This is a genomic window from Streptomyces cinereospinus (assembly GCF_042430725.1).
In the GTDB taxonomy this organism is placed as follows: Bacteria; Actinomycetota; Actinomycetes; order Streptomycetales; family Streptomycetaceae; genus Streptomyces; species Streptomyces cinereospinus.
Genome location: NZ_JBHMCY010000031.1, coordinates 68,150 through 81,202, shown reverse-complemented (window position 1 = coordinate 81,202; position 13,053 = coordinate 68,150). Strand labels below are relative to the sequence as shown.

Genomic DNA, 13,053 nt, shown 5'->3' with positions numbered 1-13,053 from the left:
CGACGACGAGCCGTCGGCGAACCCGCTGGATAGATCACGAAACCGCACTGGAGTACTAAGCCGCGCACCACAACAGACACCACCCCCTCTTTGTCCGAAGTAGAGAGACGCTGCGTCACCTGCGTCACCCGGCCCCTGAAAACGGCCAGTGACCTGCCGAAACGGCGGTGACGCAGACGGCCGAATCCTGCGTCACCCCGCGTCACCCGATGACGCGGGTCTGTGTCACCGGTGACGCACCCTCCCGGCCTTGTGTCACCACAAACCAGCAGGTCAGAGCCCCGAATGACGCAGATGACGCAGGTGACGCAGAATTCCGCACCTCGGACAGAAGCCGGGAGTCCCGACGCCCCTGGAGGCAGAAGTGAGCCCCACCCTGCCCACCACTCACCAGGCCTTAACCGTCCCCGAGGTTATGACGGCCCTGCGCCTGAGCCGCTTCGCAACGCGCTCCAGAACGCCGTACGAGAAGAACTGATCGTGCGGAACGTCGCCCAACTCGTTCAGGTCCCCACGCCCTCGTACGACACCGGCAAGGGGCTCAGCGTCGCCGAGGCACGGCTACTCATCCGAGAGTCGGCGGAGGACCGGCTGCACGCCCTCTACGTGCTTGCCCTGGTCCTCGGGATGCGCCGGGGTGAGTTGCTTGGCCTGCGCTGGGACGCGGTCGACTCCGACCGGGAGACGCTGATCGTGGAGCGGGCTCTCCAGCGCGTCTCCGGCGAACTGCGACTCGTCCGGCCCAAGACCCTTGCCTCAGTCCGCACCGTGCCGCTCCCGCCGGCCGTGGTGAAGGCGCTCACCGAGCACCGCGAGCGCCAGGCGCAGGAACGGGCCGCCGCCGGGACGGAGTGGAAGGAGAACGGGCTGATCTTCACGTCCCGCATCGGCACCCCGCTGGGGCCAGACAACCTGCGTCGGAGCTTGTACCCGCTCCGGAAGCGGCTGGGACTGGAAATCCGGTTCCACGACCTACGGCACTCGGCTGTATCGCTCCTACTCGATCTGGGGGTACCGCCGCACATCGTCCGCCAGATCGTCGGCCACAGCGATATCGGCGTGACGATGAAGATCTACGCGCATGCTTCCCTCGATGAGCAGAGGAAAGCTTTGAGAAGGCTCGGAGAACAGCTTTCCTGATCATTTCAGCGACGAGCTAGCGTATGGGATGCCCCTACCCGAAGGGTCGTGGGGCAGGGGCATCCCGTAAATGTGAACCTAAGCGAGGTTCGACGATTCCTTTGCAAGTCCCTGCTTCATCGATGGAGCAACACGCGTTAGTTTGCGGTCATGTCTTCCAGCTCATTGAGGTCGGTGCTGAAGAAATACTTCACGGACCTATCAGGAAAGGAAACGAACGGCTTTCCGTTATCGCTGATCTCGGTCGATTTTTCCTTGCCATCGGCGACCCAATGAAGCTTTGCTTTCCATTCGACGATTCCGTCATTTGAAGCGCCCTCCAGGTGAAACACTTCCGGGTCACCGGACGAGACCTTGTAGGGGAAGTCGATTGGCTTCTTGGTCTCCTCGCCGGGGCCTGCCTGCTCAACCACCTCGAAGCGAGGGTTCGGATCGTCCAGTTCGGCGACGTAACGGCGCGCCGTAACCCCTCCGCCACAGCTGGAGCCAACCGTCATGAGGTCTCCAGACAGGGCAGACCGCTTCTGAACGATAACGTCCAGTCCGGTCAGGATAGCCGCCTTACCATTGCTGCCTTCGATTGTAACCTCAACCGTGTTACCCGATGGCAAGTCGGACTTCGTTGCTTTCCTTACGGCGGACAGGATTTTCGAGTAGTCAGGATTTCCTGATCCGGCGGGTTTAGGCCCGTTCAGCTGTTTCTTGAGTTCTTCAGATACCGCAGACGCTTCCTTGCGCAGATGCCACACGCCACAGAAATCCGGCTCCATGGTTTTGGCGTGAACCACGGGTTCAGTTTCATCTGCGTCGCCGAATAATGATGAGACGGCGGCGGCCCCGCCTTGTTGAATCCACCCGGCTATAACGGTGATGGCGACTGCGGTTGCAGCAGCCATCACCGCTGGTCTCCTCCACAGCGGGACCGGTGCATCTCCAGCATTCGAGTCCCCTCCCGAACCAGTGCCACCAGTGATGACGATCGCCCCCTTATAGATCTTGTTCACTTGGACCATACCGTTTGGCTGGCCGCTGATCAGGAGAACTAGGTGCGCACAGTCGCGAAGCACCCTCGCCGTGCCGTGCTGCTGCACCCGCCTCTGACTGTGGCCTGCTTGGTCTCTAGTGCGGTCAAGGCAGCTGGCCCGACACAGGACAACCCGAAAGAGACTGCTGATCTAGCTCCTCTGATCGTGCCGTTGGCGTACGCGTTGGCGTAACCGACACGAAAACACCCCCTCCGATGAACTCCAGAGGGGGTGTTTGCCCAGGTAGGGCGGTTGTGGCTGGGGCCGGGGTCGAACCGGCGACCTTCCGCTTTTCAGGCGGACGCTCGTACCAACTGAGCTACCCAGCCACGGGGTTGTGAGACCCCGAGCGGTCCTGACGGGATTTGAACCCGCGGCCTCCACCTTGACAGGGTGGCGAGCACTCCAAACTGCTCCACAGGACCAGGCTGTTGCGTACGACAGTGTCGCACACGGCGATGTGAGTCTCCAAAACCAGTGGAGGAAATCCGCTGGAAGGGCTGCTTCCTGGCGGCTGACCTGCACTTTCTTGGTTCCCGATGTCGCTGGATCAGCATATCAGAGGCGGGCCGGTGCCCCGTACCGGTTAATTCCCGAGCGCTCTCGCAGGCCGAGAGGAAGGCCAGCCGGGCGCCGGTGAGGCGCAGGCGGGAACGTCCGTGACCGTGAGCGGGCCGGAGCGCTGGTGGTCGTGGAGGGAGAGGGCGCCGCCCGCCGAGTCGGTGGGGTCCTGGGTGCCGTGGCCGCAGAAGTGCAGGCAGGGGTGATCGGGGAGGGCGCGCGGCAGGTGTCCGCGGGTGGCCTCCGGGCCCTTCGGGACGGTGGTGTGCGGGAAGCGGTGCGCCAGGTGCCGTACCTCCGTCGCGGCGTGCGGCAGGGGCGGCAGGCCGGGGGTGCCGGACCGGGCCGGCGGGGCCTGCCCAGGAGGGTGCGCGGCACGCCCTGCTCCCGGCTGCCGGCCGCGGCGTCGGCGCTGCGCCGGGCGGTGGCGATCGCGGCGTCCAGGTCCGCCACCGCCGCGTCGGCCCCGTTCCGCTCCAGCAGCGCGATGCCCGTGTGGGAGTGGATCAGCGCCTGCGGCGCGGGCGTCGGCCGTACCGCCCGCAACCCGGTGGTGACCGCCTCCGGGCCGGCCCGGTCGCGCCGCGGCCCGTGGCGCACGGTCAGCGTGCCGGACCGGCCGGCGTCGTACACGGACCGGTCCGGGTCGCCCGGCCCGGCCCGGCGCGCGGCCTTCCGTCCGAGGCCGCGGCGTCCTCCAGGTCTTTCCGGGTGCCGTGCAGGGGGTGCGTGAGCGCAGGGCCGCGCCCAGGTCGGACAGCAGCACCGCGCGCCCGGGCGGGACGCGGGCAGCAGCTCGCCGAGCAGCCGCGGGCGATCACCGCTTCCGGCGCCGCCGCGTCGGACGCGGTCTGCCGGCGGCCCAGCAGTTCCAGGGCCGGCCGGCTCCTCCGCGGCCGCCGTCTCGGACGCCGGCGGTCCGGCCGGGGCCGGCGGCACCTCCTCCGGCGCGTACCGCGCGAACACCGCGAACAGCGTCACCGTCAGCCGCAGCTCGGGCCGTGCCCGCGGGGTGTCCGGGCCCGGGACCAGGCACCGGGCGGAGTACAGATGGGTGACGGCGGCCGCCGCCGACGGGTCGAGGACGTACAGCGTCCCGTCGCCAGTCCCTGCTCCGCAGCACGTACCCGCCCAGCTCGTCCGCTCGGCGACCGACCCCGGGTCCGTCACCGCCTCGCGGTCGCCGCCGGGTCGGTCACCGCCTCGCGGTCGCCGCCGGTCCAGAAGGAGTCCGGCCGCGCCGACCGAGCCGTTCGGCGAGCCGCATCGTCCACGCCCAGCCGACGTCCTCCCGACCGTCCTCCCGCCCGTGCTCGCGCGTGTCCGCCCCCGGTCGGCCGCCGCTGCCGGTGTGCGCTCAGGGCATCATGATGATCCATCAACTCGCTGGGGAGGGAGCCGGTCGTGGAGACGGCGGAGCTGCTGGGCGCGCTGTGCCGGGAACTGCCCGCGCTGCGCGAGGTCGCCGAGGAGGCCGGTGACGGACCGGCGCTGGAGGAGACCCTGCCGGCGGCCCGGCGCGGCGACCCGGTCACCGACCGGCTGCGGGAGCTGGGCCTGCTGGAGCTGCTGGAGTCCTGGACGGCCCGGGCGGTGCCGCCCGGCGCCGGCGCGGAACCGTCCGGCGGCCTGGTTGACCTGCCCGGCGTCGACCACTCCGGCCGGGTCCCGCGCGGCCGCTACCGGTGCCCGCTCGGCACCTGCCGCCGTGCCGAGCTGCCCCGTCCGGGCGACGACCTGCCGGTCTGCGCGCTGCACGACAGCCCGCTGCGCTTCGGCTGACGGGCGGCGGGGGCGATGAACGCGGTGGTGGCCGAGCTGGGCCGCAGGTACGCCGAGCGCTGGATGACGCTGCTGGTCCTGCCGGGACTGCTGTACGTGGCGGGCGCGGCGGCGGCGTACCGGCTGGGGCACGCGCACTGGGCGGACCCGGGCCGGCTCACCGGCCTGCCGGTATCCGGCGGCCCGGCGGCCGGCCGGGGCGTGTCGTCGGTGTGGCTGTTCGTGATCGTGGTGCTGCCGCTGCTGTCGGCCGCGGCCGGGCTGGCCGCCCGGGGGGCCGCCGCGGTGCTGGCGCGGCTGTGGTTCGAGCCCTGGCCGGGCGTCCTGGCAGGGCCGGCCGCGCGGCGTACGGCCGCCCGGGCCGCGCGGTGGACGGCGGCCGACGCGGCGTACCGGGAGGAGCTGGACCGGGTCGGCGTCCGGCCGTCGGCCGCGGACAGCGCCCGGCTGAACGAGCTCGCCGCCCGGCGCAACGCTGTCGCCCTGCGGGCGCCCGCCCACCCCGTGTGGGCCGGGGACCGGCTGGGCGCGGTCGATTCCCGGGTCTGGGCCTGGTACCGGCTCGACGTCGTCTTCGCCTGGCCCCGGCTGTGGCTGGTCCTCACCGACTCCGAGCAGAACGCCCTGCGCACCGCCCGAGGCGAGCTGGACGCGTCCGTCGCGCTCGCCGGGTGGGGTGTGCTGACGGTGCCGGTGGCGGTGTGGTGGTGGCCGGCGCTGCCGGTCGCGGCCGCCCTCTTCGTCGCCGGCCTGCGCCGCACCCGGGCCGCCGTGGACACGTTGGCGCACCTCACCGAGGCCGCGTTCGACCTGCGGGGCGCGGCGCTCGCCCGCGAGCTGGGCTTCGACGTACCGCCCGGACGGCTGTCCCCCGCCCTCGGCACGCAGGTGACCGCCCATCTGCGCAAGCATGCGTGAGACGGCGCGGCACGCCACGCGTGAGACGGCGCGGCATGCGTGAGACGGCGCGGCACGCAAAAAACCCACTCCGGCAGGGAGTGGGTTTCCGTACGTCTCGCTGGTGCCCCCAACGGGATTCGAACCCGTGCTACCGCCTTGAAAGGGCGGCGTCCTAGGCCGCTAGACGATGAGGGCTATCGGCCCGCCTGGGCGCTTTTCAGCGCGTCGGGGACGTGAGAAGCATAGGGGATGGCGGGAGGGATCGCCAAAACGGTTGACGGACCCGGCGGCGCGGCCGAGGCGGCGGACGGGGTCGGGGACGGGGTCGGGGTGGCCCCCGGCTGGTTCTCCTCCACCAGATGACGGCTGACCTCCGCCGTCGTGAGGCCGAGGCCGCCCAGGCGGATCGCGTCCCAGGCCTGGAGACGGCGGGTGTCGCGGTCGAAGTAGAGGATCGACGCCTCGATCGGGTCCGGGTGCTCGTCCTCCACCGCGCGCAGCCCGCTGCCGCCGGTCGAGCCCTCGACGCGCAGCCGGGTGCCGTACGGCAGCACCTCCATCTCCTGGTGGTGCACGTGGCCCGCCAGGACCAGCGGGACCTCGCCGTCCGTCTGCCGGGCGGCCTGCGGTTCGTGCGCGACGGCCACGTCCACCGGGGTGCCCGCGGCGCGCTGGTCGCGCAGGGCGGTGGCCAGGCGGGCGCCGGCCAGCTCCTGGGAGGCCTCGGCGCCGGGCCGGTCGGTGCGGTCCGGGGTGAACTGGGGGTCGCCCATGCCGGCGAACCGCAGGCCCGCGAGGGACACGGCCCGGCCGTCGTCCAGGACGTGCACGTTCTTCAGGTCCTCCAGGTAGCGCTGGGTGGTGTGCGAGTCGTGGTTGCCGCGGACCCAGACGTACGGGGCGCCCAGGTCCTCGATCGGGTCCAGGAAGCCGTTCTCCGCCGACGTGCCGTGGTCCATGGTGTCCCCGGAGTCGACGATCACGTTCACCTCGTACTGCTCCACCAGCGAGGCGATGATCTTCCAGCTCGCCGGGTTGAGGTGGATGTCCGACACGTGCAGGACGCGGATGGTGGTCGGGTCCGGCCGGTACGCGGGGAGCGTGGAGGTGGCGTCGTACAGCTTGGTCACGTTCGACACCAGGCGCGCCAGCTCCCGCTGGTAGACGTCGAACTCGGTGACGATGCTGCGCGCGTCGCCGACCAGGGAGGGCGCGGAGGAGAGCAGGCCCGAGAACCTCGGCTCCAGCACCGACTTGGGGTTCCAGGTGGCGTACGCCGTCGCTCCGGAGGCCGCCAGCAGGGTGAGCGCGAGGCCGCCGGCCGCCAGGGCGCGGCGCGGGCGCCGGTACACGGCCAGGCCGAGGGCGGTGGCGCCGGTGACGACGGCCACGCAGGAGCGCACGGCCAGGTCCAGCGCGCCGTGGCCGATGTCCCGGGCCACCTCGTCCTGCAGGCCGGAGAAACGTTCGGGGTGGTCGACCAGGGCCTGGGAGCGGGCCGGGTCGAGCTGGTCGACGTTGACGTCCAGCCGGACCGGGGCGGTGTGGCTGTCCAGGTGCAGCGCGCCCAGCGGGGAGACGTTGATCTTCGTGCCGCCGGTGAGGGACGGGCGCAGGGTCATGGTGGTGTCCATCGGGCCGACCGGGACCCGGACGTTGCCGACGACCAGCAGGCCCAGCCAGGCGCCCAGCAGGACGACGGCCGTGAGGCCCAGGGCGCGGCGCAGGCGGCCGGCGGGCGGGGGGACGGGTTCGAGCACGGCGGTCGTGGGGGCGGGGCGCGGGCGGCGGGCGGGCCGGAGGCGGCTGATCGTGGCGCGGACGGCGGCTGGGACGCGGGCCATTGATGCCGTATGCCCACGTCGCCGGGCGGACATGCGAGCCCGGGCGGGTCGTGCGGCTGGTGGTGGCGGGGGTCTCGCCCGGGGTGCCGTGCCGGACAATGGGCCTGTGCTGGAGATGACGCGCGAGGAGTTCGAGGAACTGGTCGCCGAGGCGCTGGACCGGATCCCGCCGGAGCTGACACGCCTGATGGACAACGTCGCGGTGTTCGTCGAGGACGAACCGCCCGCCGACGATCCCGAGCTGCTCGGGCTGTACGAGGGGACGCCGCTGACCGATCGGGGGGAGTGGTACGCCGGGGTGCTGCCGGACCGGATCACCGTCTACCGGGGGCCGACGCTGCGGATCTGCGAGTCGCGCGAGGACGTGGTCGCGGAGACCGAGATCACGGTCGTGCACGAGATCGCCCATCACTTCGGCATCGACGACGCGCGGCTGCACGCGCTGGGTTACGGGTGACGAGACGGCCCGCGTAACGGGGCGCGTGTCCTCGTGCGGGCGCCGGGAGTTGGGCAGGTTGACTCCAGCCCCCCGCCCCGGAGGTGGCCGCCCGTGCGCCCCTTGTACGTACCTGTCCGCCTGGCCGCCACCGCCGTGGCCGTCGCCGCGGCCGCCGGCTGTATGAGCGTGGGTGACGACGACGGCGCCCGGGCCAGGCCGTCGCACTCGGCGGGACCACGGGGCGGCGAGGCGCCCGACGGGGGGACGGCCGTGTCCGGCGGCGGGCCGGCGGGCGGCGGGGCCGCGGGCGGCGCGGAGCCCGTGCGCGGCGGGGACGGCAAGGGCTGCCGGCCGGCGGCGCCCGGCCGGACGCCCGCGCCGTCCGGATCGGTACGGGCGCCCGGGGCGAGCGCGTCGGCACCGGCGCCGGTGCCGCCCGGTCACACCGAGAAGCCGGGCGACCCGCCGCCGCCCCCGCCCGAGCCGACCCCCACCCGCACCGTCCCGGACCCGGAGCCGACCCCGCCCGCACCGGAGCCGCCGGCCTCTGCGGAGCCCACGGTCGCCGAGCCGTCCTCGTCGGCGCACGAGGAGACGGGGCCGCAGCTGGCCCGGCGCGAGCCGGCGCCGGAGGCGGGGGCGCCGGTGTAGGCGGGGCGCCCGGCTGTGACGTGGCCCACTTCCGGGCCGGTCATCGGGGTGTGCGGCTGAGGCCGGTTTGCCTTTCGGGGTGGTGGGTGCGTATGGTGGTAGATCGTTTGATCCCATTTGCCCGGCGCCACCGCAGAGCGCGCCGTGTGGCGCGTACTCTCCCTTGCCGTGGCGGACCGCATTGAGGCGGTCGTGTGCGAATCACGGAGTTGACGGGCGCGTGCCGATGAGACTCCGGAAGGTTTCGCAGACGTATGTCCATCGCCAGTACTGATCACGCCGTCCTGCCCGCAGGCGACGACCAGGCCCCCGAGATCGAGATCACTTTCGCCGATCTCGGCCTGCCCGAGGGCGTCGTGCGCAAGCTCGCGCAGAACGGTGTGACCACCCCCTTCCCGATCCAGGCCGCGACCATCCCGGACGCCCTGGCCGGCAAGGACATCCTCGGCCGCGGCCGCACCGGCTCCGGCAAGACCCTCTCCTTCGGCCTGCCCGCCCTGGCCCGGCTGTCCGGCGGCCGCACCGAGAAGCACCGTCCGCGCGCGGTCATCCTCACCCCGACCCGTGAGCTCGCGATGCAGGTCGCGGACGCCCTCCAGCCGTACGGCGACCAGCTCGGCCTGAAGATGAAGGTCGTCTGCGGCGGTACGTCCATGGGCAACCAGATCTACGCGCTGGAGCGCGGCGTCGACGTCCTCGTCGCCACCCCGGGCCGGCTGCGCGACATCATCAACCGCGGCGCCTGCTCCCTGGAGGACGTCGAGGTCGCCGTGCTCGACGAGGCCGACCAGATGTCCGACCTGGGCTTCCTGCCCGAGGTCACCGAGCTGCTCGACCAGGTCCCGGCGGGCGGCCAGCGGATGCTGTTCTCCGCCACCATGGAGAACGAGATCAAGACCCTGGTCGACCGCTATCTCAACGACCCGGTCTCGCACGAGGTCGACGCGGCCCAGGGCGCGGTGACGACCATGTCGCACCACATCCTGATCGTGAAGCCCAAGGACAAGGCGCCGGTCACCGCCGCGATCGCCTCCCGCAAGGGCCGCACCATCATCTTCGTCCGCACCCAGCTGGGCGCCGACCGCGTCGCCGAGCAGCTGCGCGACGCCGGTGCCAAGGCCGAGGCGCTGCACGGCGGCATGACGCAGGGCGCCCGGACCCGGACGCTGGCGGACTTCAAGGACGGGTACGTCAACGTCCTGGTCGCCACCGACGTCGCCGCGCGCGGCATCCACGTCGACGGCATCGACCTGGTCCTGAACGTGGACCCGGCCGGTGACCACAAGGACTACCTGCACCGGGCCGGCCGTACGGCGCGCGCCGGGCGCACCGGCACGGTGGTGTCGCTCGCCCTGCCGCACCAGCGCCGCCAGATCTTCCGCCTGATGGAGGACGCGGGCGTCGACGCCTCGCGCCACATCATCCAGGGCGCCGGCGCCTTCGACCCCGAGGTGGCCGAGATCACCGGTGCCCGGTCGATGACCGAGGTGCAGGCCGAGTCCGCGGGCAACGCCGCGCAGCAGGCCGAGCGCGAGGTCGCCCAGCTCACCAAGCAGCTGGAGCGGGCGCAGCGGCGCGCCGCCGAGCTGCGTGAGGAGGCCGACCGGCTGGTCGCCCGGGTCGCCCGCGAGCGCGGCGAGGACCCCGAGGCGGCGGTGGCCGAGGCGCAGGCCGCGGTGGCCGAGGCGCCGGACGTGGTCGAGGTGTCCGTGCCGGAGCAGGCGGCGCCCCGGGACGACGAGCGGGCCGAGCGGACGGAGGGCGCGGGGTCGTACGAGCGGCGGGACCGCCGCGACGGCGGCGACCGGGGCGGCTTCCGCCGGGACGACCGTCGTGACGACCGCCGGGACGGCGACCGGGGCGGGCGGTCCTTCGACCGTGACCGCGGCGGCCGTTCCTTCGAGCGCCGGGACGACCGGGGCGGCTTCCGCCGGGACGACCGCGGCGACCGCGGTGACCGGGGCGCCCGCGGTGACCGGGGTGACCGTGGGGGCCGTTCCTTCGAGCGCCGCGACGACCGCGCCGGCTTCCGCCGGGACGACCGTCGTGACGACCGCCGGGACGGCGACCGGGGCGGCGACCGGGGCGGGCGGTCCTTCGACCGTGACCGCGGCGGCCGTTCCTTCGACCGCGACGGCGGCGGCCGTTCCTTCGAGCGCCGGGACGACCGGGGCGGCTTCCGCCGGGACGACCGTCCGGCCCGTCCCTTCGACCGGCGGGACGAGCGCGGCGGTCACCGCGGCAGTGACCGTCCGTTCAACCGCGACCGTCAGGGCGACCGCCCCGGCTTCCGCAGCGGCGGTCACGAGCGCCCCTACGGCCGCCGTGACGACCACCGCGGCGGCGGCTCCTTCGGGCGCCGCGAGGACAAGCCGCGCTGGAAGCGCAACGGCTGACGCCGGCTGAGCCGGCCCAACGCCGTGGCCCCCACCGACGTACTGGTGGGGGCCACGGCGTTTTCCGTGCGCGGTGGCCCGCACGTCGGTCATCCTTTGGCCCAGGGTTACGTGATCGCTACACGATCGGCCGACTTGTCCCTCGCAGCGGCAGACCGTGCCGGTGGCGGCGGTGCGGACGATCAGGCCGGGGCGGCCGTTCCCTGGTGACGTCACCGGGCGCGGTGAGCACGTCGTACTGGTTCCGGCCGGTGCCCGTCGCGATCGTGGTGTGCGGCGTCGACGGCGGCAGCGGGCCGGCGCAGCCCGGCTTGTACCACCGGCACGGGCCGGTTCACCGCCCGGGTGAAGCTGTACGACGACGGGAAGACGTACCAGAAGATCGTCGGCGCCGGCGGCCTGAGCGGGGACGGCGCCGGGGACCCAGTCACCCAGGACGCGGCCAACGTGCCGTACGGCCACCACGGCACGGGCACCTTCGCCGCGCGGGTGAAGCCGGCGTCGGGCCGGGGCGCGGCGGACAACGCGGTCGTCGGGGCCGGCGGCATCCCGGGGGCGGGAGGGCCGACTGGTCGCGCGCGACTCCGCAGGGGCGCTGTACCGGGTGCCGGGGACGGGCGCGGGCTCCTTCGGGGGCGCCGGTGAGGATCGCGACGGGCTGGCAGGGGTACAAGGGCCTGTTCTGGCCCTGCCTGTGACGTGTGTCACGCCCTCGGTGAGGGAATCGCTGGGGGCATGACAGATGACGCGTCGCGCGGCGGGCCGACCGACGAGGAACGCCTGGCCCAGCTCGGCTACACCCAGGTCCTGGCCCGCCGGATGTCGGCGTTCTCCAACTACGCGGTCTCCTTCACGATCATCTCGGTGTTGTCCGGCTGCCTGACCCTGTACCTGTTCGGCATGAACACCGGCGGCCCGGCGGTGATCACCTGGGGCTGGGTGGCGGTCGGCCTGCTGACCCTGACCGTGGGCCTGTCCATGGCCGAGATCTGCTCGGCGTACCCGACGTCGGCGGGCCTGTACTTCTGGGCGCACCGCCTGGCGCCCGCCCGGTCGGCCGCCGCCTGGGCGTGGTTCACGGGCTGGTTCAACGTGCTGGGCCAGGTGGCGGTGACGGCGGGCGTCGACTTCGGCGCGGCGTCCTTCCTGGGCGCCTACCTGAACCTGGAGTTCGGCTTCGAGGTCACACCCGGCCGGACCATCCTGCTCTTCGCCGCGATCCTGCTGCTGCACGGCCTGCTGAACACCTTCGGCGTCCGGGTCGTCGCGCTGCTGAACAGCGTCAGCGTGTGGTGGCACGTGCTGGGCGTGGCCCTGATCGCCGGCGCGCTGGCCCTGGTGCCCGACCAGCACCGGCCGGCGTCGTTCGTCTTCGGCGCGTTCGTGAACCACACGGGCTGGGGCAGTGGGGCGTACGTGGTGCTCCTGGGCCTGCTGATGGCCCAGTACACCTTCACCGGCTACGACGCCTCGGCGCACATGACGGAGGAGACGCGGGACGCCTCGACGGCGGGCCCGCGCGGGATCGTCCGCGCCATCTGGACCTCCTGGGCGGCGGGCTTCGTCCTGCTGCTGGGCTTCACCTTCGCCATCCGGTCCTACGAGGGGGCGCGCACCTCACCGACCGGCGCGCCGCCCGCCCAGATCCTGCTGGACGCGCTCGGCGCCACGGCGGGCAAGCTGCTGCTGCTGGTCGTGATCGGCGCGCAGCTCTTCTGCGGCATGGCCTCGGTGACCGCCAACAGCCGCATGATCTACGCCTTCTCGCGCGACGGCGCGCTGCCGTTCTCGCGTGTCTGGCGCACGGTCGGCCCGCGCACCCGGACGCCGGTGGCGGCGGTGTGGCTGGCCGTGCTGGGCGCCCTCGCCCTGGGCCTGCCCTACCTGATCAACGTCACGGCGTACGCGGCGGTGACCTCGATCGCGGTGATCGGCCTGTACATCGCGTACGTCATCCCGACGCTGCTGCGGCTGCGCCGGGGCGAGGCCTTCGAACGCGGCCCGTGGCACCTGGGCCGCTGGTCGCGCCCGGTCGGGGTGGTGGCGGTCGGCTGGGTCGGCGTGATCACGGTCCTCTTCATGCTCCCGCAGGTCTCCCCGGTCACCTGGGAGACCTTCAACTACGCCCCGGTCGCCGTCCTGGTCGTCCTCGGCTCCGCCACGGCCTGGTGGCTGGCGTCGGCCCGGCACTGGTTCCTCGACCCCACGCACGAACGCACGGCGGCCCGGCGGACGACGGTCCACCCCGCTCCCGAACCGGTGGATCCCTAGCACTTCCGGACCCCTCCGCCCCCGCCCACGGCCCCGTCTCCCCG

Annotated in this window: 10 protein-coding genes, 3 tRNA genes and 1 pseudogene; 8 read left to right on the top strand and 6 right to left on the bottom strand. The window is 72.7% G+C overall.

Going from position 1 to position 13,053, the window contains the following annotated elements:
• Positions 1 to 438: 438 nt before the first annotated feature.
• Positions 439 to 1,140 (top strand): annotated as a pseudogene (locus ACFF45_RS18045) (site-specific integrase); the annotation flags it as partial.
• Between the two features lie 137 nt (positions 1,141 to 1,277).
• Here the strand turns inward: ACFF45_RS18045 and ACFF45_RS18040 are convergent.
• The 4 genes from ACFF45_RS18040 to ACFF45_RS18025 form a co-directional block, all read right to left on the bottom strand.
• On the bottom strand, positions 1,278 to 2,144 hold the full coding sequence (locus ACFF45_RS18040) for a hypothetical protein (protein ID WP_381347142.1): 867 nt from the start codon (positions 2,142 to 2,144) through the stop codon (positions 1,278 to 1,280).
• A 276-nt stretch (positions 2,145 to 2,420) separates the two neighbouring features.
• A tRNA-Phe gene (locus ACFF45_RS18035) sits at positions 2,421 to 2,494 on the bottom strand.
• A 21-nt stretch (positions 2,495 to 2,515) separates the two neighbouring features.
• Positions 2,516 to 2,590: transfer RNA gene (locus tag ACFF45_RS18030), tRNA-Asp, on the bottom strand.
• Between the two features lie 161 nt (positions 2,591 to 2,751).
• Positions 2,752 to 3,492 carry a CHAT domain-containing protein gene (locus ACFF45_RS18025; RefSeq protein ID WP_381347141.1) on the bottom strand — a complete coding sequence of 247 codons (741 nt, stop codon included), beginning with the start codon at positions 3,490 to 3,492 and terminating at the stop codon, positions 2,752 to 2,754.
• Between the two features lie 638 nt (positions 3,493 to 4,130).
• Here ACFF45_RS18025 and ACFF45_RS18020 point away from each other — a divergent pair.
• On the top strand, positions 4,131 to 4,508 hold the full coding sequence (locus tag ACFF45_RS18020) for a hypothetical protein (RefSeq protein WP_381347139.1): 378 nt from the start codon (positions 4,131 to 4,133) through the stop codon (positions 4,506 to 4,508).
• Between the two features lie 15 nt (positions 4,509 to 4,523).
• Positions 4,524 to 5,426 (top strand): hypothetical protein, encoded by a 903-nt coding sequence (locus tag ACFF45_RS18015; protein ID WP_381347137.1) that lies wholly within the window; start codon positions 4,524 to 4,526, stop codon positions 5,424 to 5,426.
• A 101-nt stretch (positions 5,427 to 5,527) separates the two neighbouring features.
• Here ACFF45_RS18015 and ACFF45_RS18010 read toward each other — a convergent pair.
• Positions 5,528 to 5,603, bottom strand: a tRNA-Glu gene (locus tag ACFF45_RS18010).
• Positions 5,603 to 7,252, bottom strand: coding sequence for a metallophosphoesterase (locus ACFF45_RS18005; RefSeq protein WP_381347135.1), 1,650 nt, complete (start codon positions 7,250 to 7,252; stop codon positions 5,603 to 5,605). Before ACFF45_RS18005 ends, ACFF45_RS18010 begins: the two co-directional genes overlap by 1 nt.
• 106 nt (positions 7,253 to 7,358) lie before the next feature.
• On the opposite strand from ACFF45_RS18005, the gene ACFF45_RS18000 reads away from it, so the two are divergent.
• The 5 genes from ACFF45_RS18000 (at position 7,359) to ACFF45_RS17980 (ending at position 13,009) form a co-directional block, all read left to right on the top strand.
• Entirely contained in the window at positions 7,359 to 7,709 is a 351-nt protein-coding gene (locus tag ACFF45_RS18000) for a metallopeptidase family protein (RefSeq protein ID WP_381347133.1), read from the top strand.
• 93 nt (positions 7,710 to 7,802) lie between these two features.
• The gene (locus ACFF45_RS17995) at positions 7,803 to 8,342 is read left to right on the top strand and encodes a hypothetical protein (protein ID WP_381347132.1); all 540 of its coding nucleotides are present in this window, start codon (positions 7,803 to 7,805) and stop codon (positions 8,340 to 8,342) included.
• A 254-nt stretch (positions 8,343 to 8,596) separates the two neighbouring features.
• Positions 8,597 to 10,738, top strand: coding sequence for a DEAD/DEAH box helicase (locus tag ACFF45_RS17990; protein ID WP_381347130.1), 2,142 nt, complete (start codon positions 8,597 to 8,599; stop codon positions 10,736 to 10,738).
• Positions 10,739 to 11,083: 345 nt separating this feature from the next.
• Positions 11,084 to 11,383 (top strand): hypothetical protein, encoded by a 300-nt coding sequence (locus ACFF45_RS17985; RefSeq protein ID WP_381347128.1) that lies wholly within the window; start codon positions 11,084 to 11,086, stop codon positions 11,381 to 11,383.
• 90 nt (positions 11,384 to 11,473) lie between these two features.
• Positions 11,474 to 13,009: an amino acid permease gene (locus ACFF45_RS17980; protein WP_381347127.1), complete on the top strand. Its 1,536-nt coding sequence runs from the start codon at positions 11,474 to 11,476 to the stop codon at positions 13,007 to 13,009.
• Positions 13,010 to 13,053 lie beyond the last annotated feature (44 nt).